This is a genomic window from Leptothoe kymatousa TAU-MAC 1615, from assembly GCF_018739865.1.
Classification (GTDB): domain Bacteria; phylum Cyanobacteriota; class Cyanobacteriia; order Phormidesmidales; family Phormidesmidaceae; genus Leptothoe; species Leptothoe kymatousa.
In genome coordinates this window covers 409,282-436,013 of record NZ_JADOER010000004.1, presented here as the reverse complement: position 1 = coordinate 436,013, position 26,732 = coordinate 409,282, and the positions used below count along the sequence as shown (strand labels likewise).

The window sequence follows — 26,732 nt, the reverse complement described above, 5'->3', positions numbered from 1 at the left end:
TGATTTGCCATGAAGGCCCAAACAGTACATAGCCAATGTGTTGCGATCGCTCGGCAGATAAATGACAACCTAGCCCGTGCGATCGTAGCCGCCGGACCATTACCATTAGCCCCTCGCCAGGATGTACCTTTTCCCGTGCGTCTTTGTCGCGCCGTCGCCGGGCAACAGCTATCGGTCAAAGCCGCCCAATCAATTTGGGCGCGGGTACTAGCCCAAGCCGCGGGGCAACCACTAATGGATTATTTTACCGCCGCGTCCCCTGAAACCCTACGCAGCTGTGGGTTATCCAAAGCAAAAGCGAAAGCCATGGGAGAAATTGCCCTAGCCCACCGCACCCACCAAATAGATGCGGCCACATTAGGCAACCTCGACCACAAACAACGCACCCAGCAGCTCACCAAAATTTGGGGCGTAGGCCCATGGACTGCAGATATGGTGGGAATCTTTTACTTTGGCGACCCAGATATCTGGCCCGATGGAGATGCTACAGCCTGCAAGTGTCTTGCAACCCTAACAAATAACCAAACAACAATTTCAACGGCAGCTCACTTTGCCCCGTATCGATCCTACTTGGCCCTGTACATGTGGCACCAAGCCGATGCCCCCATTATCTAAAAAAGAACCAGACACACCAAAAAGGGCGGTTTCCATAAACCGCCCTCCATTGGGAATCTGCATTAAAAGCCTAATCTTGCTGACTGTGCAAAACCTACTGTTGAATAATCTGCAAATCTGCAAAATAAACAGCTAGCATCCTTAACCAAGCCAGACATAATCAACCTTTTACAGTGGTCCTTACAGGGGTTCTATTGTCCCCTTAGAAAGAGTTACGACGATAGTTACCACCGCCACCACCACTGCCGCCAGCAGCAGCCGTGCGGGGTCTAGCTTCATTGACCTTCATCACACGGCCCATCCACTCAGCACCGTTAAGCGCTTCAATGGCTTTAGCTTCATCGTCCTTAGCAGCCATTTCAACAAAAGCAAAACCACGGGGGCGATCAGCTTCGCGATCCATAGGCAAGCTGACGCGGTTTACCCGGCCATATTCGTTGAAAACAGACTCTAAATCTTCGCGTGTAACATCATAGGACAAATTGCCCACATAAATAGACATAAGGAAATCCCCTTAATCAAAAAAACAACGTAGCGAGTTAAACGGAGATATCCCTATTACTGAAATCGAAATCCCAACAAAGCTTACTTCTCTACCGAAAACTTACTCAAGGTGAATATTAACATTTGGTTTTAAGCTTTGGGAACCCTCACAGCAAAAAAATCGCCACTGACTGTAGGGATAGTCGGGCAAATAAGCTAAAAATTTTTGGTTGGGGAACCGTTAACATAGCGCAGCTGCACGAAAAAAAACCAGTCGTTTGTACGCTCAAAAACCGGTAAGGAAAAGAACTTTTATCGCCTTCATTCCGGAGTCTATTGTCAGGCAAACATTACACATAAAGTTGTTGGCATTCTATGATTTTTTAAAATAGTCTCCTAAATTTTGGCGAAAAAGACCCGCTAAAAAGACACCCATCGGATAATTTAGAAAAACGGTCCACCCATAAACAGCTGGGTAAAAACAGTCGGTAGAGGCGTTACCCTTACAGGCAACGTATGAAAATAAGATACCGCTGCGATTGGCGATACTGGGTTCCCCTTCGTTGGCGTTAGCCTGTGGACTTAGGGGAACCGTCAGGGAGGGGGCTGGATCACTTGGATTAGGGCCCATGCCCGGAAGGCTTTAGGGAAACCGCTACTGGTCATACTGATGCCCAGCCGCTTCCAGTTGTGAATACACCAACGCCAGGGAAGTGCCTTTTCTCCCCTGGCGTTGGCTGTAGCCTGTCCTTTGGAGCTAGGGGAGCTAGAGGGGTTTGGCAACCGCCAGTCTCCAGGACTTATGGATAAGCGGCAGCCTTGGAAAGGAACCAGGTGCCCAGGCTTACAGCAGCATCTTATATTTGCATGGGTATCCCTAACGGAACCTTAATTAAAACAACGACAGAAGTGTCTCCCACTGACTTTTCAGGCGGGAGACACGAACTGCACTAAGTTTTCAGGCTTTCTTAAGATCTTCTAGATCAGTCTCTCTTTGCGGCTATTTTTTCTGTGACGATGACTAGCCAATGCCACCATTCCGTGACTTGGAAAATCGCATCATTTAGCAAAAAAGAACCCAAGGTAAAGGCAGGGGCCTCCCTTGGGTCTTGAAATAACACATTAAGAAATCAGGTGAGGTTATACGGAGTGATGAGCAACCACGGCGTTGACGGCTGTTCAGGAATAGAATGCCCTGGGTCCCTAGGATATAGATGAGGAGAAGCAGAACAAGGGCTAGAACGCCAACCTAGGCAGCGTAGGCGGGGGCCACATCCTGACTATATTCGGAGCGAAATTCCGTAATCAAATCCTGTTGGCCTTCGTCCAAGAGGGTCAACCCCCATTTGCGTAAGGATGGCAAAATCTTTGGATAAAACGCTTCTGCAATCCCCCCTGCGATGGCGGCTAGGGTTTTTGCATCTCCCCCCAACGCAACGGCTTTGCGAATAGCATCTTCAAAGTCACTGGACGCCAAAAATGCAATCACCGCAGCCCCAACGGTGTCCTGCGCCAGCGTACTATATTGATAACTTTCTTGAAGAGACTCGTAAGGAGTTTGAAAGTCATAACCAAAGATGTTGGTTAGCAGGGCGGCCATGGTCTCTTTCGGCGTGCCTGTTTTGGCTAGGAAGACCGCAACCGCAGTTATCTGGGCGCCTTTGACCCCCTCAGGGTGATTGTGGCTAACCGTGGCAGAGCGTTCTGCTTCTTCCATTACTTCCTTCAAAGTATCGAAGGCATAGGCAATGGGGATAACCCTAACGGCGCCATCATTGCGGCAGCTATAGTAGGGTTTCGAACAATCTGTCGCTACCCAATTACTAAAACTGTTGTTATATCCGCCTGCGATCTTGGGATACCACTCGTACCAACGACCGTAAGCTTCTTCATAGTCACCACCATATAGCAAGTAGTCTGCGGTAGCTAACATGAAGATAGTGTTCTCTGTCCAGTGACTATCTGGAGAGATGATTTCAAAATCTTGGATCTTAATACGCTGATGGGCAGAGCCAATCGCATCTCCAAGAATTGCTCCAAGCATATTCTAATTTTGTGTGTCATTGACATTCTTCGCTACAGCATTCTAGCGTATATGTGAACAACTGGGATAATGTTGCTATCAAAAACTGATAAATATCCTGCAAATGTCCTAGGGCAGACGCTGGAATAGGCTGTCTCTGGGGTGAGGAAAACAATTTGTTTGGATTTAACATTATTCCATAACTTTAGTAATGGATATGTAAATTGGCATGGCCCTATCCTGGTGCTAGGTTGCTGTTGCAATGGATAGCGGCTGTTTTGGTGCCGCAGACCGCTGCTTTTGATAGTTGCCCTAGTGCGCCCCAGGCGGTTTGTTGCGGCAGCTGGTTGGTAGCCCCAGGGGTTAGGGGGCGTTGGGAACAAAGATGGAATTGCCAACGGCAACGGTGCCGGGGGTGAGCACCCGAGCATAGAGACGGCTGGTGCCGGGGAAATGTTTTTGGCTGATGCGGCTGTATTTGCGATCGCTAAAACATTTCCCAATCGTCCGACAGGGGGCGGCATAGTCAGTAATCATCAAACGCACCGTATCGCCTACTTGCAAAAGAGTATCGGGCTGTAGATCCTGCCAAGGCAGACCTTCCACCGTAATATTTTCCCCCGCACTCCCGGGGTGAATCGGATGGCCCTCAGTTTGCAACATCTGAATAATTTCAGCGGACCAGAGACACACGGCCCGGTCAGGCCCACCATGGTATTTAAGATTTTTCTGGCGGTCTCCCACCAAACCATCAACACCAATATCCACCGTTGGAATCGGCAACTTCGGCGTACCGCCATCGGAAATATTAATGTGAAGGATGCGACCTGATGCTGGCACAGCCATAGCGTTCGAGAGAAAAAATACGCCAATAACAGCTCCTCTTATATACCCGAGATTGAGAGCCCTCCCCAGCTTTATCCATTTGCCTTAATATTTTGAGCCGCACGTGCCACTGTTTTAGCGATGCGCTTTTGTCGGGTGGCCGGTCGTTTGGCGCCACGAGCCATCGGCTTTCGCTTGATCGATCTTGGTCTGACCGGCGGGGGTCATCAGCCCTTGGGCCTCCATTTTGGTCACCCGATCTTTATTCAGTTTCGACCAGGGACTTTTGGCTCGACGGGGGGACAACAACAGCATGGTACGGTCTGCGTCTAGCTTACGAGGTAGGCCATCAATATGGTTTGCCACCGGCCACTCACGCCATAAAATATTTATTTTTGCGCCGTTCCCCTAGGCGACCGTTTGCTTTCGCCACCGTTGTAGCCATAGCACCACCAGCAACGTACACAAAACAATGGGCCAGCTTAGCTGATTTAGGAGCGCCCAGTCGAATCGGTGGAACACTCTCCCCGCCAGAAACGTGGCCAGGGCAACAAAGCTAAACATAATAAAATCATGCACCGCCTGCACTTTTCCCTTTTCTTCAGGGGTGTGGGTTTCGGTCAGTAGCGTGGTGGCCCCCACATACATAAAATTCCAGCCCAGCCCCAGCAGCAACAGGGCCATGGCAAAATGCCAAAATGTGGTGCCCGCCAAGTTGAGCCCCATGCAGGCCAGGGTAAGCACGGTGCCCGTCAAAATAATCCGCAGCACCCCCAGGCGTTTAATTAACCAGCCCGTTATTAACGATGGGGCAAACATGCCCAACACATGCCACTGAATCACCGATGCGGTTTGGTCAAAGGAATGCTCAACCGCTGCCATGGCTAGGGGGGTGGCGGTCATCACAAACACCATGATGCTATAGCTGACGGTGCTGCCCAGGGTGGCCACCAAAAATGTTGGCTGTCGCATAATTTGGATCAATGGCCGGGTGCGGGTGGACCGATGGTTGGTCGCAGGGGCAGGCATATTTAAACCAAGCAACAAGAACCCCGTCAGCAGCTGCAGCCCCAGCATGGCAACCAGGGCACCGATGTAGAGTTCGCCATTGAACCAGCCCTGGGAACCCGTTGCCACCCACGGACCCAAAATAGCGGCCAGAATGCCCCCCGCCAGCACCCAGGAAATTGCCTGGGGCCGAAAGGCTTCGTCGGCCACATCGGCAGCGGCAAAGCGGTAGTAGCCAACAAAGCTATTGGACACCCCCAACAGCCCCATGGCTAGGTTAAACAGAAAAAAGCTGGCCTGGGTGAGGCTATAAATGCCTAGGACGGCACCCATCGCACCGATGCAGGCACCGGCCAGAAAACCGCCCCGTCGGCCCATGCGCTGCATCAGTAAAGAGGCGGGGATGGTGGCCACCATGGTAGCCACCTGGCGCACGGCTAGGGGTAGGGTGGCCAGGGCTTTGTCGGTGGCCAGGGCATAGCCAATGAGGGCGGCAACGGTGACCATGACGGTGTTGGTGGTCATGGCCGTTGCTTGGCAAAGGGCGAGGATGGCGACCTGGGTTTTGGCGGATTTCATGGGATGGGTGGATGCGTAGGGTTTGAGCCTAGCATGGTGATCCCGTGGGGGCTATTGATGGCTTGTAGTATGGCCATCGATGGGATAAATGGGGAGAACGGGCGGCTGAGGTTTAGTTTGGGTTAAATTTTAGGATTTTTGGGTGGGGGTTTGGCAGAATAGCGGGGATGGTGGTTGGAGATGGCTGGGATGACGCGGGATGAGCTGTTGGAGGTGATTGGGGAAGCGGCCAGAACTGGGGCGACGGAGTTGGATTTGTCGGGGAATGAGCTGACGGAGCTGCCTCCACAAATTGGACAGCTAACCAGTCTCACGTCCCTTGACCTCAGCAATAACCAGCTCAGTGAACTGCCTCCACAAATTGGACAGCTAACCAGTCTCACGTCCCTTTACCTCAGCTTTAACCAGCTCAGTGAACTGCCTCCACAAATTGGACAGCTAACCAGTCTCACGTCCCTTTACCTCAGCTTTAACCAGCTCAGTGAACTGCCTCCACAAATTGGACAGCTAACCAGTCTCACGTCCCTTGACCTCCGCAATAACCAGCTCAGTGAACTGCCTTCAGAAATAAAACAACTTAGAGACTTAAATACTCTTGCGTTAGATAAAAATAAGTTTTCTAAGCTGCCTCTAGTGCTGAAGTGGTTACCTCTTGAGGAAATTGGGTTAAGTGGTAATCCTCTCCCAATTCCTCCAGAACTTTTAGGGGATGAAACGTCATGGCTGGATAATGAAAACCTCAAAACTATCATCGATTTTTATGAGGATACGTCTAAAGCAACAGAAGATTTCTTTTTGCAAGAAGCTAAGTTTCTAATCGTGGGAGAAGGGGGTGCTGGCAAAACCTCCCTGGCTAAAAAGATTCAAGATCCTAACTACAACTTAGACCCGGAGGAAGAATCCACCCATGGCATTCAGGTAATTGAATGGAAATTTCCGTTAGACAATGGCCAGGAATTTCGCGTGAATTTATGGGACTTTGGCGGACAAGAGATCTATCACCAAACCCACCAGTTTTTTCTCACCGAGCGTTCCCTCTATGCCCTAGTGGCCGACACCCGCAAGGAAAATACCGACTTCCCCTATTGGCTCAACTCCATTGAGCTATTTGGTGGCGATAGCCCGGTGCTACTAATCAAAAACGAAAAGGGCAACAGACCTTGCAACGTTAATGAACGCCAGCTTAAACAAGATTTTCAATATATTGAAGAGTTTATCCCCACCAATCTGGACGATGGTCGTGGTCTGGAGGCCATTAAAAAAGCCATCCGCTATTACATTACCAAACTAGAGTTTGTTGGCACGCCATTACCGCAAAAGTGGGCCCTGGTCCGCTACGCCCTGGAAAACGACTCCCGCAACTACATCGACCAGAGCGACTATTTTGCCCTATGCCGGGGCAACGGCGTTGGGGAGCGCACCGAAATGTTGCGCATCAGCGACTTTCTCCACAAGCTGGGCATTTGCCTCCACTTCCAAAAAGATCGGGTGCTAAAAAATGTTGTTATCCTGCGCCCCGAGTGGGCCACCAATGCCGTCTATGCCGTCACCACCAACCCAGATGTCGCCAAAACCAAAGGCCAGTTCACCCGCGATCAGCTAGACGACATTTGGCATGACGATCAATATGCCAACATGGGCGACGAACTGCTGCAGCTAATGGAAAACTTTAAGCTGTGCTATCCCATCCCCGGCCTAAAAGACAATTATATTTCGCCCCAGCTGCTAGACTTCGACCCGCCCGACTACGACTGGGAGCCTAGCAACAACCTGATGCTGCGCTACGAATATGAGTTTATGCCCAAGGGCATCGCCACCCAGCTAATTGTGCGTCTTTATCGCTGGATTGAACAACAGCAAATCGTATGGCGCAGCGGCGTGGTGCTCAACAACGGTCGTGCCCGGGCAGAAGTGATCGAAAACTATCGCCCCTACAAGGGGGAACTTAGCATTCGTGTATCCGGTGTGCACCGCAAAGAGCTGCTGAGCGTCGTGGCCAATGAAATTGACCAAATCAACGGCTCCTTTGAAAAAATCCGAGTCACTAAAATGATTCCCTGCATCTGTGAAGAATGCCAAGGGAACACCCAGCCCCACTTCTTTCGGATGAAAACGCTGGATCGCTATTTGGAAAAGGGCCGTTATGAAATCACCTGCGACAGAAGCTGCATTGATGTGAATGTGCGCAGGCTGACGGCGGTGGTGCTATCGGATCGCTTTGATGAACTCGACAAAAAAGCCGAGCAGGATAAGTTTGAGCAGCTAAAAGCGCAGCACGTTGAATATTATCCAGCCAGGGACAAGGTCTTTATTAGCTACAGCCATGCGGATGGCGAATGGCTCACCAAGCTGCAAAAGTTCCTAAAAACCTACGAGCGGGAAGGCCGACTGACCACATGGGACGATCGGCGCATCCAAGCCGGTGATAACTGGCGACAGGAAATCGATACTGCACTAGCGACCACGAAAGTAGCCGTGTTGCTGGTGAGCCAAGACTTTTTAGCGTCAGATTTTATCTATAAAAATGAGCTGCCACCACTATTGGAGGCCGTAAAGAAGGAAGGGGTAACAATTATTTGGGTACCCATCGGCCACAGCATGTATACAGAAACTGATATTGCCAACTATCAAGCAGCCTGCAATCCAGACAAGCCTTTGAAAGGACTAAACGACGCAGCCCAAGAGGAAATTTTAGTAGAGGTTAGTAAACAGATTCAAGCAGCTTTTGGTGGCTAGCAAGCCCACCCCGTTGCATCTTCCAGGAGGGAATTAGTTCTCCCAAAATGCCTACAGACATTTGATCAAAAAATAAAGGCTGTGCTTGCAAAAAAAATGCCTTACACCCCAAAAATCCCCTCTCGGGAGGGGTGCCCAAAGGGCGGGGTGGGTTAACCACCATCGCAAAAGCCGATGGACAACTATGGCCTCAACATTCCGAAAACCCACCCCGATGCCCCTCACAAGAGGGGAATTAGTGATCCCAAAGTGCCTAGTACAGCGTCAACGCTAAAAATTGGGGTAAGAACAGGGAGTGGGGAATGGTGAGTAGTGAGTGGTGCATGAGGTTTAGCAATGTTTTTGCCAATCACTTATCGATCCTAAAATTTAGTCTTGACGGACCACTAGTGCAGCGTCAACGCTAAAAATTGGGATTCTGCCTTGATGAAGAGTAAAGGGTCAAGAGTCACGCTTCATCTCGTTTACCCTTTACTCTTTACTGACCTTATCCTAAATCTTAGGCTTGACAGACCACTAGGCACTCAGTTCACCAATCGTCGATGACGGTCAGTAATACACTGATTCAACCAACGCTCAAACCGAATCGCCAGCTTTTCTAGCACCCGCACTCGACGACCCACCATCAACCGACGCAGCAGGGGCAACAAAAACAACTGATGCCGCTGATGCCCTAAATGCCTAAAGCTGTACATAAAATTGTGGTCCATATCCAGGTCCCACTTATCCTGAAAATGGATCAGGCTGGCGGCTTCCCAAGCATCGCTCCAGCGCAACATAAAATACGCCAGGTCGGACCACCGCTTTGGCATGGTCGGCACACAGGTCACAACCGCCTGGGGCTCACAAAAAATCTTGCCGCCAGCCTTAGCCACACTCAAACAAAAGTCTACATTTTCCCGCGCACTCAACAGCTTTTCGTCAAACGGCCCAATTTGCTCAAAAATCTCCCGCTTCACTAGCACGCAGTTTAATTCCGCATACTCACAGATCTGGCGCTTTAGCTGCCGCTTCATCAAAGACGCCGAACGGTTCACGTGGTAACACTCTTTATATAACCGACGGTTGACCGTGCTGCCATAGCGTTCGGTCACAATGCGCGCTTCACCACCGGCCATTAAAATTCTTTCATGCAGTGGCTTACCGACGCAGAGCAGCGGAGCCACCACCGAGGCATCGGTTTCCTGGGCGCAGCGCCACAGCCGCTCTAACCAACCCGGTGACACATGGATATCATTGTCGATAAATAGCACATACTCCGTGGTCACATGGCTCAGGGCTAAATTACGCACCTGATTAGGCGATAGGAAGTGGTTGGTGCGCAACAGGGTAAAGGCTTTTTCCGCCGCCGACTGGGCCAGGTAGTGCCGCAGATATTTGGGCGAATCGACATCGACATAGATGAGATCAAAGGGCAGATGGGTATGGCGATAGATACTTTCTAGGGAAGGTTGAATATAGCTAAACCGCTCCCGTGGGGAGACGACTAGGGTAATGGATGGGGGCGTACTGACGGCAGTTTTGGCAGTTTTGGCCAGCGTTTGTGTATTAATAACCATAGGTCGAAGGCAAGTGAAGATTTTTAGGAAGGTTGGTTTAGTGTTAGCCAGCTATGTCGTGGGGCCGTTGCTGATTGTTGGGATAGCGACACATAGCCAGATATCCTGCAAATCGGCAACGGCAGGCTGCTAATGCAGCATCAGACGAGGCTGGGATAAGGATGCAGCTTGGCGCTGCGGACGCTGTTTTGTTGTTTTAGCAACAGGCGTTTGGGAGATTTTTTTGATGGTGATGTTGTCAGATAGCCGGGCATGGCGGTCGGCGATCACTTGGTTGAACCAACGTTCTAGACCAATGGCCAATTTTTCTAGCCAGGGCAGGTTGAGCTCGCCCATCACCTGATCCAGTAGTGGATAGATAAATCGATTGTGCCGACGATGACCTAGCTGTCTATAGCGGTCTAGAAAATATTGGTCCATATCTAGATCCCACTTTTGTTGGAAATACATCAGGCTTTCCACTTCCCACGTGTCGCTCCAGCGCAACATAAAGTACGCCATATCCGACCAACGATAGGAGGTTTGGGGCACATGGGTCACCAGCGCTGTGGGCTCACAAAACATCTGCCCCCCCAAGCGGTTCACCCCTAAACAAAAGTCAGCATCCTCTTGGGCACCCAACAGTTTTTCATCCAGCGGCCCTAGGCGGTCAAAAATATCGCGCTTTACCAAGAGGCAGTCCAACGTCGCAAATTCACAGCCCCGCCTATATAGCTGATCCTTAATGCCAGCGGCAGAGCGATTTACCAAAAACCTCTTCTCGTATAGGCAACGGCGAATCTGTTTGCCCTTAACATCCATAAAAATTCTAACTTCCCCACCTGCAGATTGAATCCGATCGTGAAGGGGTTGACCGACACAAGTGAGCGGGCTGACCACAGCCGCATTGGTTTCCTTAGCGCACCGCCACAGCTGATCTAACCAACCGGGCGCCACATGGATGTCATTGTCAACAAAAACAACGTACTCCGTCGAAACCTGGCTGAGGCCCAAATTGCGAGCTTGGTTGGGGGCCAAAAACTGTTCACTACGCAATAGCGTAAAGCCCCGCTTAGTCGCCTCACGGGTTAAATATTTTTGAATACGCCTAGGAGAACCTGCATCAACATAAATCAGATTAAATGGGCAGTGCGTGTGCCTGTAAATACTCTCTAAAGATTGCTGGGTATAGCTAAATCGCTCTTGCGGAACAACTACAATGGTAATAGCTGGCTGGGAAGTTACATGTCTAACAGTGGTTGGCTTTAAAAGTGTGGCAGTCATGGAAACTATCCAAAATTCGTAAGCAGGCGCAAGGGATAGTAGCGGTCACAATGACCGAGGACATTAAACGTCCATATGCAAATTGTTGGCTTTCCCTGATATTTTGAAAGGGCACTGCTGGTCTTTGGGATATTTTTGGTTACCCCAAGACAATGACCCGGCCCTAAAGACCGTGCCATGCCCTAAATCAGCAACGGTTTTAAAGGCGTTACTGTATGCCTAACAGATAGAAATACTACAAAGGTAGTAATGCTACAAAAATCTAGCTAAATCATGGCAGTCTCATCTAAAGCCCAGTGACCTCGTCCCTAGACCCTTTCTTGCAAATGCCACCACAGATGACATTTGGAGATAACCATTAGCTTAGATAACTTGCTACAGGAGCATATCAAGTGCTGCTGCCCGGTGCACTCAAATCATAGGAGAGTTCCCATCAAGAAAACTCAGTATAAATAGGTATTTTTTTTTGGCCCATTAGAAACCAGGGTTTTGGGCTGTCTAACAACAATATCTCTAGATATGGAGAGGTTTTCTAAAGATTGTCTGCAGATATACTGATGTAGCTTTCTACGAATAGGCTGTAGTAGTTCCACCAACAATATAAACGATTAGTTGATGAATGGATACACGAATACCCACAGCAATGGTAATAAATGGGCCATTTATATGAGGACGGCAGCCCCAAACTGTCGATGGCGCTGGGCTTGCCATTGCCCACTGACAAGAGAAAATAGGTTTGGCGACCGCTACTGAGAGAAATGTATTGGGCAACACAAAATATTGTTGCTAGCGAATACGCAGACGGCAAACTATTAGGCCGATTTACCCAACTGGATACGCCATGGCCAATCCCCTAGGATAAATAACGTTGGGAGGGTCCATTATGTTTCCCTTAACGTTGCTCTTATGGGACATTATTTATTTCATAAATTCCACCGTCCCTATCCGGATCTTTTGATGTCGGGTTCCCAAAAGACCTAAGCCACAAGGTCTTCCACACCTTTGGGATGTTTGGGCAGGCGTAAAAACACCTGGGTGCCTTGATCTTCCTCACTTTCTAGCCCCAGGCTACCGCCATGTAAGTCAATACAGGCTTTGGCAATGGAAAGGCCTAGCCCCACCCCTTGAATGTGGCTGGCATTACTGCCACGGCTAAAGGATTGAAATAAATCGGGCTGATCTTTTGTGGGAATGCCAATGCCGCTATCTGAGATCGACAGGGTAATGTGGGTGGCATCTCCGGCTAGATGCAGATCAATTTGCCCACCCTGGGGAGAAAATTTGATGGCATTGGAGAGGACATTGTCGATGGCTAGACGCAACATGCCTTGGTCGCCCCAGCAACCGCTAGTTTTGCCGCTAACCTGAAGGATAAGGACATGGTCGGGGGAGATTTCTCGATGTTCTTCAACAATATCGGCAACAAATTGGAGAAAATTCATCGGAGCGGGTTCAAATCGGCTTTGATCTAGCTCACATTGATGCATGACGAGCATATTGTCCACTAACCGGGTCATATGGCGGGCTTTGTCCTGAATCATGCCGAGAAAACGCTTGCATTGGTCAGGCTCTAACCGCTCACCATGGCGGGCGATGGTGGACGCCGCCGCTAGAATAGCGGCCAGGGGCGAGCGGTATTCGTGGGAGACGGTGGCCAGGATTTGGGACTTGAAATGGCTGAGCTCCTGGGCCTTTTCTAAGGCGGTTTGGGTTTGGGAAAGCAATTCTGACTGTTGAATTGCGATCGCTAACTGCACCGCCAGTTCATGCAACAAACTATGCTCTTCCGGCTGCCAGGCCTTTAGCTTGGCACATTGGTGCGCCACCAAATAGCCCCAGGTTTGCCCCCGGTCAGATGGAGAAGAATGAATAACAATGGGGGCCTGTAACTCACGATAGTCCTGCGGTTCAACGGCGTCGGCAGCATACGTTTGCCCCAGGAGAGCGTCCTGGGGGACCGCTCCCTTTTCATTACCGGTGGGAAACAAGGACGGCGGCCCACAGCGGGTACCCAGTTCCGCCTTAATCGTAGGCTCACCCTGCTCGGCCCGTTGATACACCGCCACATGATCACATTCCAGCAGCTGCTGCACCTCAGCCACGGTTGTATCCAACACCTGCTCCAGATCTAGGGATTGCCGAATCCGTAGGGCCGTCGTTGCAATCAGCCGCTGCTGTTCGCGGGTTTTGTGGAGCGCCACATGCAGGTGAGACTGTTGAATTACGCTACGCACCGTCCGTTGCAAAATCTCAGGCTGCAGGTGCTGTTTTCCTAAATAGTCATGCACCCCCTGCTTCATCGCCTGCACCGCCAGCTCTTCATTGCCCTGGCCGGTCAACATAATAATGGGCGAGCTCACCTTGCTTTGCCGCTTCTGCAGCTGCCCCAAAAACTCCAACCCGGTCATATCGGGCATATAAAAATCCAACAGCACCACATCAAAATGCTGTTTCAAAAATAGGTCTAAGGCCACTTCTGCCAAAGCGGCTTCGCAAAATTCATAGGTATTGTGGGGATCACGAGAAAGATAGTCGCGATAAACTTCTCGATCCTCTGCACAATCATCAACGATGAGCAAGGTGTGATCTGCAGACATGGACTTGAAGAGGGCTTCTCATCCATCACAGTGACACCTTTTTTTAATTGTTAATAAAATATAAAAATCGCTTCAAGTTTTTTAATACCTACCCATGGAGGATTTTAAAAACCTGAACGTACCCCATTGGCCCCTTGGCGTGCCTACATTCCCGTCAACTCCACCCAATCTGGCGGGGTATTTGTGTTGAGCCAATAGTCTACAAATGCCTGCACCGCTTTCTCAAATTGTGCCGTTTTCACCGGCTTTATTAAGTAGCCATTGGCCCCTTTGCGATAACAAAACTTGATATCTCTAGGGTCAGAATTAGTGGTGAAAATAACAATGGGAATTTCCCGAAATTGTTCGTCTTGCTTCAGCCGTTCTAACACTTCACGGCCATCGGTTCCAGGCAAATTTAGATCCAATAAAATCATGGATGGGCGGTCGGGTTGCACCACATTCTCATCCTGGCTGCGATATAGGAAGTCGAGGGCTTTATCCCCAGTGGTAAAGCGATAGATGGGGTTAGCAACGTCCATATCTTCCATGAAGATTTGCAGGACTTCAAAGTCTTCGTCACTATCCTCAACGACTATTAAAGGAGTGTTGATCTTATCGCGCATAAGCTTAAGAAAAACTTAATTTTTTGTCAGAGTTTATTATTTTTCTTTACAGTTTAGCACGAAGTAAAAAGTGGTTCCTTCGCCAAGGATAGACTCTACCCAGATTTCACCACCGTGGCGTTCAATTATCTTTTTGGCAATCGTTAGGCCCACCCCTGTACCGCCGCCATAACTGTCTCGTTCGTGCAGGCGTTTGAATAGGCGAAATATGTTTTGAAAGTGCCTCGGTTGAATGCCAATGCCATCGTCTTTGACGTAAATCGCACAGGTGTTGGGGGGAAGATGTTTCCCCTGGCGAATCAATTGGGGCGCCTCTGGGAATAGGCTGCCAACTTCAATGGCGGGTTGGGGCCTATCGGTATATTTGAGGGCGTTACCCAACAGATTGCTGAACACATCGATTAGCAGGGTGGGGTCCGCATCCACCGTGGGCAATGGGTGGGGCACTGCAATCGTTAGGGGCGACCTTGCTGGATCGCTGGCCTGCAAAATTTCAATGACCTTTGGCAATAGTTGATTGAGATCCGTGGGCTGGCACCGTAATGAGGTTTGGCCAAGCCGGGAAAATTTCAGCAGCGCGTCAATTAAACGATCCATGCGTTCTGCTAGTTTGACCAGGGTCTTTAAACGCTGAATACCGACGTCATCAAGGGTTTCACCATAGCGCCGCAGCAGCAGATGGGAGAAATTGGTAATCCCGCGCAGAGGTTCTTTCAGATCGTGGGATGCGGCGTAGGCAAACGACTCTAGCTCATCGTTGCTCCGTGCAAGCTCTAGGTTAATTTCGGCTAGCTCATCGGCTTTATTGAGCACAATGCCCACAATGGCGTTCTTGAGCGCGATCGCATTATCCAATTCAGCCGGTTGCCAGGGTTGGGCCGTGGCCTCCACCGTTTCCTTCCAAGCCTCAAAAGAATTCCGGGGGCACAGCATGATCGCCCCGTCCTCCGTTGTTTGCACCGAATCCCCAGGATTGCCCGCCCAGTTCACCACCTGTAGCTTTTCTGGCCGAAACCAAAGAATCAGATAGCGCCGCAGCCGCGAGATGGTCAGCACAATCAAACCACTGGCCTTGGCCTGGATGCCATCTGCATGGGCATAGTGATTGGCCAAACAATTCGTGTGAAACAACTCGCCAGAGGATGGGGTCAACGCCCATTGAATCAGCGTTTGCATCGCGTCCAGCGGGGGCGTATCACCAATCAGCGTAATGTCGTCATCTAAACAAATGGCCGCCCCCTGGGCATTTACCATCTCCAATAATCGCGGTTCTGGATGGATGAGCGCCTGTTTAAAGTCCTGGGCCTGGGCAATGGAATTAACAAACTCGGTTTGGATGGCGCGCAACTGGTGAAGATAGTTCAGGGCATCGCGATCCACCTTGCTGGTAACTTCTGCGGCCACGAGCTGCCCCAGCATTTCACAGGCCGCCCGCACAGGGTAGGACAAAAACTTGGCCGTGGGATGATGGCAGGCAATCAGCCCCCAAAGCTGATTTTCCCGCACTAGCGCAATCACCATTAGCGCCGTCACATCCATATTTTGGTGATACTCCAGGCAGCAGGGGGCCACCCCCCGGAGAACAGCGTGGCTCAAATCCACAGCCCCTGCTGACCCATCGACAGACACAAGCTCGACTAAGGTCGCATTTAAGTCTGGAATCAGCCGCAACAGGTTTTGGTGATACAACCCCCGTACGATTTGGGGAATATCCGTCGCTGGATAGTGCAGCCCCAAATAGGACACAGCCTCGGGCGGCTTAACCTCGGCAATCACAGCCCCCGCATTTTGTTCATCAAATTGGTAAACCATGACGCGGTCGTAGCCCGTAATGGTTTGAATTTGTGCGATCGCAGCCTGCAAAAAATCATCAATAGCTTCAATCGACCGCAGGTGGCCAATGGCCCGCTGCACCGTATTTTGCAACAATGTCACATCCCAACCTGTTCGGGGCACCGCAGGCTCCAATTCCAAAACAATGCCATTTTCCATACGATGGATAAGACCATCACAATGGCGAACACTCTCCCCCGCAGAAAAATCAAAGGGAATGTAAACCGGCTTTTGGGTGCAGGTGGCAACCACCTGGAGCAAATGATCAACAGAGGTGGCTGGCGTACATACCTCCAACAAAGACTGGCCAAGCAAGGCCTCAGCCCTAAGACCAAAATGCTGAGCACTATTTTCACTCACCTGGGTAATGGTCAGGCTAGCGTCTAGCAACAGCAATACACCATGGGGCTGAATCAATCCAATTAGATGGACAGGAAACCTATCATGATCTTCCTGGAGCCTACCTGGACCATGGCTTGGATCGAACTGTCTCATGGTGATGGACAAAGGGAGGGTGTTGAATCATAGGAAACAACTTAATACATTTTCCTACCATTGCAGGTATTACAGAATATTAAGCAAACCTGAAATTCTCTTAACATTGTCCGTGGGATTAGTTATAAGTTTGTTTACAACTATCTAGCCAGTGGGTGCAGTCCTAGCCCCTAGCTAGTGTGTATAGCATTTAGCCACGGTCAAGCAGCCAATCACCGAGCCGATTGCAACGAAGGAAAAATCTGGGTCCTATGCGCCAAAAACGACCAGTGGTTCTGAATTTGGCATGCCTTCATCAAGCTTATTTGTTACTGACTAAAGTCAGCAATCGTAAAACCACCAGGGTTTATGACCGTTTTTTGGCCTCGGCTTTTGGTCCGAGCTTTTAAGACTGTCGCCCCGCGTTTCCTTAATTTGTTTTGAAATCCTGTTGTCAACGGATGGGGCTTAGCCCCGCAATTAAAATCGGGACTCCAGTAATGCTTTGGAAAACAAAACGAGCTATTGTCCACACATCCTGGCCAGTAAAAGCAACATGCCTATTCTTTGCCAGTTTGGTGGTGGTGCCTGTGGGCCTTTATTGCTTTATTCTTTGGAAGCTCTACGGGGCCGCCAGCATGGGACTTTAAACCACATTTCCGGCCAACAGCAAAAAACAGTCATTAAGACCTTTGAAAGGATCGGCCTTAATGACTGCTGATAGAAAATACAGCTTGGCGCACATAGTTCAATGCATAGATGATCCCTGGAAGCTTTAGCTGACAACAGCTATGTGCGCAGCAACCTGCTGCATGCATCCAGCAGGTTGCTATCTCTCGCCACTATTCAGCGCGGCTAAGACCAAGCCCCCTCCGTGGGGTCCCCCATAAGACCTTTAGGCATGAGCTAAAGCCTAGGGCAAGGGGAAAAACCCTGATTAGACGACATGCTTAATGCCAGTAATCTTCCAGTTGTATATACACCGTAGCCCTCGTAAGGGGAAGACGTTGCTTAACAGAATCCTGTCTGGGACTTTTTTTGTACATACGCCCTAGGGTTCGGAAGTCGGAAACTCCGATTTCCGCGACTTCCGAACCCTAACGTCCGAAAACATCGTTCCGCTTTGTGTCGCCCCTAGGCCACATTAAAACGAGACCGCTTATAGCTAATGTGCCGCTTGGCAATCTCATCCTTTAAGTTCGCAACGTCCAATACCTGATCCACCTCATTTAGGAGGCGCTCGCTGGTAATTGACTGCAGGCTCACCAGCTTTGTCCGGGTGCCAGACCGGGAGAAATGTTTCATCAGATGGGTAAAACGACCATCCCCCGTCACTAAAATCACGGTGTCAGAATATGCAGCTTGGGTCAGCATATCCGTTGTGATTTCCACACAAAAATCTACTGGTCGATGGTTATGGGCAGCATCGGTGGCATCTTTCGACGCAATCTCCTTACTAATCACCCGGTAGCCATTGCGTTTCATCCACAGTAGAAAGCCTTGTTGTTTAGTATTGTGCGGATCCACACCAGTGTAAAAATAGGCCCGCAGTAGCTGCCCATGGTCCACCAGTCGGGTCACCAACTTACTGTAATCAATCTCGATACCGAGGGTAGAAGCCGCATAAAACACATGGGCTGCGTCAATAAAAATAGACACTCGGTCGGAGTGCCGACCATAGCCATAGTTTGACTGTTCATCCACAATAACGCTGTTGTGACTCAACATCGCAGACAAGAATCCTCTACTGACACAATAAATTGAAGAGAGATTCGAGGAATTCTTCTGGATGAAGCATGACCCCACGCAAGCAAGGTTCACCCGCTTGGTAGGTAGGTCAGCCCAATAAAGAACTAAAGCCTCTCATTAAACTCAAAATGAATTTTCGAAAGCTCTCAGGGCAAACCAACCAAAGCAACTTTGACTCGCTTACCAACGCTACTGAAATGTAAAACTAGGTCACAGTAGCAACTTAATAATATCTTAAGATTTCCAGGATTGCTTTACAATCCATGTTGCGAAAAGTTACAAAAAATCTTGTTATGAGCTGACATTTGTCCATTGGCCAGCGTTAGCCGCTTTATTAGCCTGGCTGTTTCGGTTTCCCATAGGCCCAGTAATGGCAGCCCACAAAGCGGCTACGGCAAAAACTAACGGCGGTAAGACCGGCCCAGTAAAAGAGACGTGAGTGCATCGCGGGCATTTTCGGGGCGCGGACGATTAAGTAACCACCGTAACGGAGGAAAGGCGATTTCGTCTGGTAGCAAAATGGCTATAAATTCAAAGGGAAGCAGCAAATAGGTCGTGTTGCTATCCTGCTGGTCGGTAATATGGCGCACGCCCAGGCGCAGTTGCAAACTATAGGCCAGGGTTTGGGGCAGGTCATTTTCATCGTCTGGGGCCATGATCGGATCGGCCAGCAGCTCGATCAAATCCCCCATGTTTACCAAGGGGCGACGGGGCTGCAATGTATTCGATTCAGGATCTAAGCTCAGACACCCTTCGCCCGTAATGCGGCTGTCGAATTTTTCCCCGGGGTTCACCACGCTGAAGATTTGCGATCGCGATAAATCACTGCTAATGGGAATACCGGCCCGAAATACCCGCTGCGTTTGGCGCGTCTTATCAACGGTGATCGAACTATTGTCCCAATCGATATATACCTGGGCATCGTCGGTGCCATTGGAAACGGACACCGTCAAATTTGTCAGGGCCGTTCTGCGACTCATATTACCCATGGGGCCCACGGTCACCATGACCTTACGCACTTGTGATGGATTATGGGGTGATGCCACATTCAGCACCAAATAGGGGGGCATCTTGCGTCCCCTAAACTGCAGCTGCTCCACCGTTGACGTGATCTTGGGGTGGGCTGGCGACTGCCGCTCTAGCTGTTGTTGGGCCTGGGCCTTCAGGAAATCCAGATCCAGCACAATTCTGAGCTTATCTTCTAAACTGCTTTCCACCGACAGTGCCATTTGGTAAAGCACATAAATCACTACCAAAAAGTAGATGGTCAGAATCAGAACGTCATTACCCATGCGACCTGTCCACAGTCCTATCGATGTACGAATGCGTGCGCCTTTCAGGTAGGGCAATAGCCCATATAACAAAAAGGTGACTATAGGTTACACCTATTTTTAGAAAGTGTTGCCCTGGATTGGCGGATTTGTCGCAGATGTGGATTGAACGGCTGATTTAACCGGGGGTTGCCAGTATTTTTCGAGGCTATGGGCCACCTGATTAGACAGCAACAGCAGACCTAACATGTTGGGAATCGCTAGGGTAAACACCATCACATCGCTAAAGCGAATCACCGTGTCTAGGTGAATGACGGTGCCGCCGAAACAACTCAAGATATAAATCAGCTTATAAACGAACAAGCTACGTTGGCCAAAAAGATATTGCCAACAGGTCGCACCGTAGTAATAGCAAGAAATAATAGTTGAAAAGCTAAATAGACAGACAATTAGGGTTAGCCCCCAGCTCATCAGGGGAATATCTGACGCAAAGGCGGCGGTGGTGAGTTCAATACCACTAACGGCGCTGCCGGGTTCATAGACCCCGGTTAGTAAACACACCAGGGCAGTCAGGTTGCAAATAATGACCGTATCGATCAGCGGTTCTATCAGGGCAACCAGGCCCTCCCGCACGGGTTCAGAATTTTTGGTGGTGGCATGGGCAATGCCCGCGCAGCCATTGCCGGCACCATTGGAAAATACGCCCCGCTGCAGCCCCTGCAACATCACCCCAATCACCCCACCTTCAACGGCGCTGGGATGCCAGGCAGATTGCCAAATTTGTGCCATGGCCCCCGGAATGCCATGGAGGTGGTGAGCCACAATCCACAGGGCCGCCGCCAAATATAGGACCACCATGGTTGGCACCACGGTAGCGGCAACTTGGGCAATGCGCCGTAGTCCGCCAATCACCACTGCGGCCACGGTGAGGGCCAGCCCAAAACCATAGACCCGTGGGTCGCTCAGCCAGCTCCAATGTAGCCGTTGCCCCAGGGCGGCCACGGCCATCCCCGATTGGTTGGATTGAAACATGTTGCTGCCGCCCAACACGCCCACCATACAGAGCGCGGCAAAGGTAACGGCCAACAGCTGCCCCATGGGCTTTAGCCCCCGCTCCGCCAAGCCCTGGCCCAGGTAATACATGGGGCCACCCTGGACCTGGCCATCGTCGTTGATAATGCGATATTGCTGGGCTAGGGTACATTCGGTAAATTTTGTGGTCATGCCCAGCAGCCCGGCCACGGTCATCCACAGCACAGCACCGGGTCCACCGAGTTGGAGTGCGATCGCAACGCCCGCAATATTTCCCAACCCCACCGTGGCCGACAGCGCCGTCGCCACCGCCTGAAAGTGGCTCACCTCCCCCACTTCATTGGGGTCATCGTAGTCCCCCCGCAAAACCCGCACACTATGGCCCAACCCACGCACATTAATAAACCCCATGCGCAGGGTGAGATAGGCAGACCCTAGCACCAGCCACAGCACAATCAGCGGCATCCCCCCGATCTGAAAAAACAGGGTCCGCTCCAACAGCGTCACCCCAGCCTCAAAGCCCTGGTCAATGGTGGGAAGCAATTGATTCAAGCCTTCGATTTTCATCAACGATGGGGTAGGTAACGCTAGGGTGCCATATCCCTAGCATTGTAAACCTATGTAAACGGCGATCCTAACGCCAGTGCCCCATACAGTTGGGGCCAACTGTATGGACCCGCACATCTAACACTGCTGAACCAGCGTCTGCACCTGCCCATACAGTTTTTCCATGGCGGGCACCGCCAGCCCCAATTCCCTAGCGGCCCGCAACGGTTTCCCTAAAATTGCCTCCACTTCCAACGGTCGGCCCGCATCAAAGTCGATTTTCATACTGGTGCGATAGGGCTTCATCCGTGCCGTGGCTGCCAGCATATCCGTCGCAAAACTCATTGGAATCTCTCGGTCGGTCATGGCTGATGTCGCCAACCGAGCCGCCCATCCATTGCCCGTGGCAATCACCTCCGCCATCAAGGCATAAATCCGCTGGCGGATACCCTCATCCGCCATCAGCTCATTGGTCGTTGCATCCAAAACCACCGACAGGCCGTTATAGGGCACATTCCACACCAACTTGCGCCAACGAGCCATAAACAAATCATCCGTCACATGAATAGGAATATTCGCCCCCCGCAGATCATCCGCAATCTCCGTCATCAAGGGTGTCAGCCCACGCCGTTGCTTGGTGGCACTATAGGCCCCCAGTTGGATTTTGCCATAGTCCAAATGGCGAATATGGCCCACCCCCACCTTGTTAGAACAAATAAAGCACAGCCCCCCCATAATCTGTTGTGGCGGCACCAGTTTGGCCACATCAGCTTCAGTGTCCAGCCCATTTTGCAATACAAGAACAACCCCGTTCTCTCGCAGTGGAGGCATTAACTCTGAGAGCTGATGATTTTGAGTTGTTTTTAATGCAATAACAACAACATCCATCAGTGGCATCTTAGCGGCGCTATTGTAAGCATGAACCTGAGACAACTCCATATCACCATCCACAGATTGCACCACAAGACCATGCTTTTTTACATGGTCATAGTCGCTACGCAACAGAAAATGCACATCACAGCCACTTTGCTGTAGCCTCGCCCCGTAGTAACCACCAATGGCCCCCGTTCCAATAATGGCGTAGCGCTTAGTCGCCATGCTGAGTCTCCCATCTACTGCGCCCCCAATTGTATGGGGCCAATGCTAACCTTGGGCACCAGTTTGACCGAATATTACGGTTCCAAAGATAGCGACGGTTGGGCGCACGAAAATAAAATCCCCACAGGATGCTGTTATGCAACTGCCTCCCTTTAGCGTATGTGTTTAGCGTATATGTTTAGCGTCCTTGCACGGTTAACAGTAAACGCGTACTAGGGCCGGGTAGGCGACCCCGCAACACATACTACATATACAGCCTCTACATCCAGTCGATTGCTAAGCAATACGATGCCATTGATGACTAATCAACGATCTTTCGTTAATCTAGTCAACAGCCCCCTAAACCGCCGCCAGGATGGATTTCGACAAGGATCTGTTCATTAGCTATGCCCACATCGATAACCAATCCCTGATCCCTGACCAAGAGGGCTGGATTTCTACGTTCCACAAGGCATTAGCGATTCGTTTGTCACAGATTCGCGGCACGCCGCCAAAGATTTGGCGCGATCCCAAGCTGCAGGGTAATGACTACTTTGGCGATGCCATTACCGAAGCGCTGGAAAATGCTGGGCTGTTGCTATCCATTGTGTCGCCACGATATATCAAGTCGGAATGGTGCATCCGGGAGCTACAGAGCTTTTGCGCCAATGCCGCCCAGCAAACCGGCGGCCTCAACGTGGGTGAAAATAAGGGGCGGCTCTTTAAGGTGGTCAAAACCTATGTGCCCAGGGAGCAATATCCGGCGGAGTTTGAATCCTTTATTGGGTATGAGTTTTTTGAGTTTGATGCCGCCGGACGCCCCCAGGAATTTGACAAAATCTATGGCCCGGAGCTGGAACGTAAGTTTTATGCCCGGTTGAATGATCTGGCCTATGACATTCACCAAACTCTAGAAATTTTAGAGGCTTTATCCTTAGACACCCTGTCTTCAGACGCTTTGTCTTTAGACACGCTGTCTTTAGACGCGCTGTCTGAAGACGCGCTATATGAGGGGAATCCCGAACCAATGGGCATTAACTCGCTTTTGGCTTATCCTGCTGAGCCCCAAACGAATGTCCGAGAAATCTCTGGCAAGACAATCTATCTGGCCGAAACCACGTTTGACCTGAACGATGCCAGGGATAATATTCGACGGGAACTGACCATGGCAGGGCATCAGGTATTGCCAGAGCAGCCCTTGCCCATGACGCCAGATTTTGCCCAGCGGGTGCAAGAAAACCTGGCCCACTGTGTAATGTCAATTCATTTGGTCAGTCCCCAGTCGGTGGCGCAAGGTAATGAATCGCCGTCCAGTCGCGCATTGCAGAATTTATTAGCCGCTCGCAGTCAGGAGCAAATAGAAATTGCGTCTAACTGCTGCCAAGAGCAGCAGGACATTAGCCGGATTTTGTGGATGCCGCCGTCGGTGCAAATCGGGGCAGGGGATACCTTTTTGCAAGAGCTGCAGCGGCAGCCAGAGTTTATTAGTACGCCCCTGGAGGGTTTGAAGACGATTATCGAAGATCGGTTGGTGCCGCCTGCGGCGGTTGCCCAACTGAGTGAAGGTCGGCGGGTTTATCTAGACTGCGACCAGCGGGATCTAGATGCGGCGGAGATTGAGCCCCTGTATGAGTGGCTAGAGCAAAATGTGGAGGTGGTGCTGCCGGACCATGCCAATACTAACCTGAGCGAATCGGAGGCGTTGATTAAGCAATGCCAGGGGGTGTTGATTTACTACGGTCAGGCCAATGGTCTGTGGCTAAAGCGACGGCTCAATGCCCTGCGCAAAAGCCTCTATGACCGACCGCAGCCGCTGGTCGCCAAGGCCGTATATTTGGCCGGTCCGCAACGGCCCAATAAACAAAGCCTGTCAGCGTCAGATGTGCCAGTAATCGACGGTTTGCAGGCATTTAATCCGGGGCTATTGGAGCCGTTTTTAGCTCCGCTAATGGGAGGGGCATAACCATGGTGCAAGCATCTACCAGAACCAACCCATTTCCAGGACTGCGCCCCTTTGAGCTGGATGAGGAGCATTTATTTTTTGGTCGCGAAGGCCAGGCGGATGAGCTGCTGGTGCGGCTTAATCGCACCCGATTTTTGGGGGTGGTGGGCACCTCCGGCAGTGGTAAGTCGTCGTTGGTGCGGGCGGGGCTGCTGCCATCGCTATATAGCGGCTTTTTAGCCGATGCTAGCTCGGGGTGGCGGGTGGCGATTTTGCGACCGGGGAATGCGCCGATGGGCAATCTGGCAGCGGCGTTGAATGACCCCGAGGTGTTTGGGGTGGAGCCCACCAGTGATGATGCGGTGATCCGTACAGCCCTGACGGAGAGTACGCTGCGGCGGGGGGCGTTGGGGCTGGTGGAGGTGACCCAGCAGGCGCGGATGGAGGCCCATGAAAACCTGCTGGTGGTGGTGGACCAGTTTGAGGAGATTTTTCGGTTTAAGCAGCAGGCGAATTCGTTAGCGGCAGAGGATGAGGCGGCGGCGTTTGTGAAACTGTTGCTGGCGGCGGCGAAGCAGCGGCAGGTGCCGATTTTTGTGGTGCTGACCATGCGGTCGGACTTTTTGGGGGACTGTGCCCAGTTTCGGGATTTGCCGGAGGCGTTAAATGACAGTCAGTATTTAATTCCCCGGCTGACGCGGGGGCAGCTGCGGCGGGCGATTGAGGGGCCGGTGGCGGTGGGTGGGGCAACGATGACGCCACAGCTGGTTAATCGGTTGCTCAATGATGTGGGGGATAACCCGGACCAGCTGCCGATTTTGCAACATGCGTTGATGCGGACGTGGGACTATTGGGAAGATTTGGGGACGCCCGAGACGCCGATTGATGTAAAGCATTATGAAGCGATTGGTGGCATGGCGACGGCCCTATCGCGCCATGCGGATCAGATTTATAAGGGGCTGCCAAATGATCGCTCGCGATATATTGCGGAAATATTGTTTAAGCGGCTGACGGATCGGGGGGCGGATAATCGGGAGATTCGTAGGCCGACGCAGTTGGGTGAACTTTGTGGAGTAGCTGAGGCTGAGGTGGCTGAGGTGGTGGCCGTTATTGATGCGTTTCGGGGAGCGCGTCGGTCGTTTTTGATGCCGCCTGCGGGGGTGGGGCTGACGGAAACTAGCGTGATTGATATTTCCCATGAGAGTTTGATGCGTAACTGGCAGCAGCTTAAGGATTGGGTCAATCAGGAAGATCAGTCAGCGAATATTTATCGACGGTTGGCGGAGACAACGGAGCTGTATGAGCAGGGAAAGGCCAATTACTGGCGCGATCCAGAATTGACGATTGGTTTGACCTGGCTAAGGGAACAGAGGCCGAATGCAGTGTGGGCTGAGCGGTATGCGTCGAATTTTGATGAGGCCGTTGGCTTTTTGCAGGCGAGTGCGGATGCTCGGGAAGAGGAAGCGGTTAGCAAAGAACGGGCGAAGAAACGAGAGATAAATCGGTTAAGAACGTTTTTGGTATTGTTGGGTGGGCTGTCGTTGTTGACAGGGGGAGCATCAGTATTTGCTTTTAGCCAGCAACAAAAAGCTGATGAGCAGGCTAAGATTGCCATTGAACAGAAAAAGGAAGCCGAAGACCAGAAGCAAATAGCCGAAGATCAAACACAAATAGCGGAGGCGCAAAAAACTGAGGCACAGGACCAAAAAGATATTGCTTTAGCCGAAAAAGAGCGGGCAAATAAAGCACAAAAAGAAGCTGAGGAGCAAAAACAACAGGCTGAAGAAGCACAAAAAGCCGAGGCGGAGCAGCGTCAACTCGCTGAAGGTGCCTTACAGCGGGCAGAGGAAGGAGAAGCAGAAGCTACTCGACAGGCGGGTATTGCCAGAGAACAAACGGTTATTGCTAACCAGCAGACTGAAATTTCTCAGGAGAATGCTCTGCGGGCTGAAGCCGCTACAGTCGCAGCAGAAGCGCAAGCTCTTAACTCAGAGATACTGGCAGACAGTCTGACAGTTGAGAACTTAATTGCATCAAAGCTAAATTTTAAGGCTTTACTCAATGCCATTGAGCTTGGTAAAGACATTCGTAACCCTGCAGGAACCTCACCCTATCAAGACCCTGTTCGTTCTGAGCTTGGCCTACAGGCAACATCTAGCTTACGAGAGGCTTACTATCTGCCTAGCTATCCAGAAAAAAATACCTTTCCAGGCCATACGGGGAGTGTCAGTAGCGTGAGTTTCTCTCCCGATGGCCAGACCATCGCCTCCGGTAGCTCCGATGGCACCGTGAAGCTGTGGGACCGCTCAGGCCGAGAACTGCAAACCCTAGAGGGCCATACGGGTTGGGTCTTGAGCGTGAGTTTCTCTCCCGATGGCCAGACCATCGCCTCCGGTAGCGACGATGGCACCGTCAAGCTGTGGGACCGCTCTGGACGAGAACTGCAAACCCTAGAGGGCCATACGGGGAGTGTCAGGAGCGTGAGTTTCTCTCCCGATGGACAGACCCTCGCCTC

At 51.0% G+C, this 26,732-nt stretch carries 18 protein-coding genes; 4 read left to right on the top strand and 14 right to left on the bottom strand.

All coding sequences use genetic code 11. The annotated features are described in order from the left end of the window. Nucleotides 1–9 precede the first annotated feature (9 nt). Nucleotides 10–615, top strand: coding sequence for a DNA-3-methyladenine glycosylase family protein (locus IXB28_RS04320; RefSeq protein WP_215617309.1), 606 nt, complete (start codon nt 10–12; stop codon nt 613–615). 202 nt (nt 616–817) lie between these two features. On the opposite strand, the gene IXB28_RS04315 is transcribed toward IXB28_RS04320, so the two are convergent. The 5 genes from IXB28_RS04315 to IXB28_RS04295 all read right to left on the bottom strand — a co-directional run bounded on the left by IXB28_RS04315 (nt 818) and on the right by IXB28_RS04295 (nt 5,533). Then, a complete protein-coding gene (locus IXB28_RS04315) occupies nt 818–1,117 on the bottom strand; it encodes an RNA recognition motif domain-containing protein (protein WP_215617308.1) in 300 nt (99 codons plus the stop codon). 1,230 nt (nt 1,118–2,347) lie between these two features. Then, a complete protein-coding gene (locus IXB28_RS04310) occupies nt 2,348–3,142 on the bottom strand; it encodes an ADP-ribosylglycohydrolase family protein (RefSeq protein WP_215617307.1) in 795 nt (264 codons plus the stop codon). A gap of 342 nt (nt 3,143–3,484) precedes the next feature. Further along, nucleotides 3,485–3,967 (bottom strand): MOSC domain-containing protein, encoded by a 483-nt coding sequence (locus IXB28_RS04305; protein ID WP_215617306.1) that lies wholly within the window; start codon nt 3,965–3,967, stop codon nt 3,485–3,487. 114 nt (nt 3,968–4,081) lie between these two features. After that, complete coding sequence (locus IXB28_RS16505; protein ID WP_246559605.1) at nt 4,082–4,312, bottom strand: YdeI/OmpD-associated family protein; 231 nt, start codon at nt 4,310–4,312, stop codon at nt 4,082–4,084. A 42-nt stretch (nt 4,313–4,354) separates the two neighbouring features. After that, on the bottom strand, nt 4,355–5,533 hold the full coding sequence (locus IXB28_RS04295; protein ID WP_215617304.1) for an MFS transporter: 1,179 nt from the start codon (nt 5,531–5,533) through the stop codon (nt 4,355–4,357). A gap of 180 nt (nt 5,534–5,713) precedes the next feature. Between IXB28_RS04295 and IXB28_RS04290 the strand changes: the two genes are divergently transcribed. After that, nucleotides 5,714–8,269, top strand: a complete 2,556-nt coding sequence (locus IXB28_RS04290; protein ID WP_215617303.1) for a COR domain-containing protein — start codon at nt 5,714–5,716, stop codon at nt 8,267–8,269. Between the two features lie 524 nt (nt 8,270–8,793). On the opposite strand, the gene IXB28_RS04285 is transcribed toward IXB28_RS04290, so the two are convergent. The 9 genes from IXB28_RS04285 to IXB28_RS04245 all read right to left on the bottom strand — a co-directional run bounded on the left by IXB28_RS04285 (nt 8,794) and on the right by IXB28_RS04245 (nt 22,296). Beyond that, nucleotides 8,794–9,828, bottom strand: a complete 1,035-nt coding sequence (locus tag IXB28_RS04285; protein WP_215617302.1) for a glycosyltransferase family 2 protein — start codon at nt 9,826–9,828, stop codon at nt 8,794–8,796. 129 nt (nt 9,829–9,957) lie between these two features. After that, nucleotides 9,958–11,091: a glycosyltransferase family 2 protein gene (locus IXB28_RS04280; RefSeq protein WP_215617301.1), complete on the bottom strand. Its 1,134-nt coding sequence runs from the start codon at nt 11,089–11,091 to the stop codon at nt 9,958–9,960. A gap of 977 nt (nt 11,092–12,068) precedes the next feature. Continuing rightward, nucleotides 12,069–13,688 (bottom strand): hybrid sensor histidine kinase/response regulator, encoded by a 1,620-nt coding sequence (locus IXB28_RS04275; protein WP_215617300.1) that lies wholly within the window; start codon nt 13,686–13,688, stop codon nt 12,069–12,071. Nucleotides 13,689–13,831: 143 nt separating this feature from the next. Further along, nucleotides 13,832–14,293: a response regulator gene (locus IXB28_RS04270; RefSeq protein ID WP_215617299.1), complete on the bottom strand. Its 462-nt coding sequence runs from the start codon at nt 14,291–14,293 to the stop codon at nt 13,832–13,834. A gap of 36 nt (nt 14,294–14,329) precedes the next feature. Continuing rightward, nucleotides 14,330–16,621: an ATP-binding protein gene (locus IXB28_RS04265; protein WP_215617298.1), complete on the bottom strand. Its 2,292-nt coding sequence runs from the start codon at nt 16,619–16,621 to the stop codon at nt 14,330–14,332. A gap of 1,113 nt (nt 16,622–17,734) precedes the next feature. Then, nucleotides 17,735–18,328 carry a LabA-like NYN domain-containing protein gene (locus IXB28_RS04260; protein WP_215617297.1) on the bottom strand — a complete coding sequence of 198 codons (594 nt, stop codon included), beginning with the start codon at nt 18,326–18,328 and terminating at the stop codon, nt 17,735–17,737. Between the two features lie 422 nt (nt 18,329–18,750). Then, on the bottom strand, nt 18,751–19,641 hold the full coding sequence (locus tag IXB28_RS04255; protein WP_215617296.1) for a hypothetical protein: 891 nt from the start codon (nt 19,639–19,641) through the stop codon (nt 18,751–18,753). A 99-nt stretch (nt 19,642–19,740) separates the two neighbouring features. Beyond that, nucleotides 19,741–21,219: an alanine/glycine:cation symporter family protein gene (locus IXB28_RS04250; RefSeq protein WP_215617295.1), complete on the bottom strand. Its 1,479-nt coding sequence runs from the start codon at nt 21,217–21,219 to the stop codon at nt 19,741–19,743. A 117-nt stretch (nt 21,220–21,336) separates the two neighbouring features. Beyond that, nucleotides 21,337–22,296 (bottom strand): putative 2-dehydropantoate 2-reductase, encoded by a 960-nt coding sequence (locus IXB28_RS04245; protein ID WP_215617294.1) that lies wholly within the window; start codon nt 22,294–22,296, stop codon nt 21,337–21,339. 355 nt (nt 22,297–22,651) lie between these two features. On the opposite strand from IXB28_RS04245, the gene IXB28_RS04240 reads away from it, so the two are divergent. Further along, nucleotides 22,652–24,238: a toll/interleukin-1 receptor domain-containing protein gene (locus tag IXB28_RS04240; protein WP_215617293.1), complete on the top strand. Its 1,587-nt coding sequence runs from the start codon at nt 22,652–22,654 to the stop codon at nt 24,236–24,238. Nucleotides 24,239–24,240: 2 nt separating this feature from the next. Beyond that, the coding region (locus tag IXB28_RS04235) for an nSTAND1 domain-containing NTPase (protein WP_215617292.1) at nt 24,241–26,732 on the top strand (2,492 nt) is incomplete at its 3' end.

Excerpts from the sequence above, each read along its gene's own strand:
- IXB28_RS04320 (WP_215617309.1), top strand. The coding sequence starts at position 10 with ATGAAGGCCCAAACAGTACATAGCCAATGTGTTGCGATCGCTCGGCAG.
- IXB28_RS04315 (WP_215617308.1), bottom strand. The coding sequence starts at position 1,117 with ATGTCTATTTATGTGGGCAATTTGTCCTATGATGTTACACGCGAAGAT.
- IXB28_RS04310 (WP_215617307.1), bottom strand. The coding sequence starts at position 3,142 with ATGCTTGGAGCAATTCTTGGAGATGCGATTGGCTCTGCCCATCAGCGT.
- IXB28_RS04305 (WP_215617306.1), bottom strand. The coding sequence starts at position 3,967 with ATGGCTGTGCCAGCATCAGGTCGCATCCTTCACATTAATATTTCCGAT.
- IXB28_RS04295 (WP_215617304.1), bottom strand. The coding sequence starts at position 5,533 with ATGAAATCCGCCAAAACCCAGGTCGCCATCCTCGCCCTTTGCCAAGCA.
- IXB28_RS04290 (WP_215617303.1), top strand. The coding sequence starts at position 5,714 with ATGGCTGGGATGACGCGGGATGAGCTGTTGGAGGTGATTGGGGAAGCG.
- IXB28_RS04285 (WP_215617302.1), bottom strand. The coding sequence starts at position 9,828 with ATGGTTATTAATACACAAACGCTGGCCAAAACTGCCAAAACTGCCGTC.
- IXB28_RS04280 (WP_215617301.1), bottom strand. The coding sequence starts at position 11,091 with ATGACTGCCACACTTTTAAAGCCAACCACTGTTAGACATGTAACTTCC.
- IXB28_RS04275 (WP_215617300.1), bottom strand. The coding sequence starts at position 13,688 with ATGTCTGCAGATCACACCTTGCTCATCGTTGATGATTGTGCAGAGGAT.
- IXB28_RS04270 (WP_215617299.1), bottom strand. The coding sequence starts at position 14,293 with ATGCGCGATAAGATCAACACTCCTTTAATAGTCGTTGAGGATAGTGAC.
- IXB28_RS04265 (WP_215617298.1), bottom strand. The coding sequence starts at position 16,621 with ATGAGACAGTTCGATCCAAGCCATGGTCCAGGTAGGCTCCAGGAAGAT.
- IXB28_RS04260 (WP_215617297.1), bottom strand. The coding sequence starts at position 18,328 with ATGTTGAGTCACAACAGCGTTATTGTGGATGAACAGTCAAACTATGGC.
- IXB28_RS04255 (WP_215617296.1), bottom strand. The coding sequence starts at position 19,641 with ATGGGTAATGACGTTCTGATTCTGACCATCTACTTTTTGGTAGTGATT.
- IXB28_RS04250 (WP_215617295.1), bottom strand. The coding sequence starts at position 21,219 with ATGAAAATCGAAGGCTTGAATCAATTGCTTCCCACCATTGACCAGGGC.
- IXB28_RS04245 (WP_215617294.1), bottom strand. The coding sequence starts at position 22,296 with ATGGCGACTAAGCGCTACGCCATTATTGGAACGGGGGCCATTGGTGGT.
- IXB28_RS04240 (WP_215617293.1), top strand. The coding sequence starts at position 22,652 with ATGGATTTCGACAAGGATCTGTTCATTAGCTATGCCCACATCGATAAC.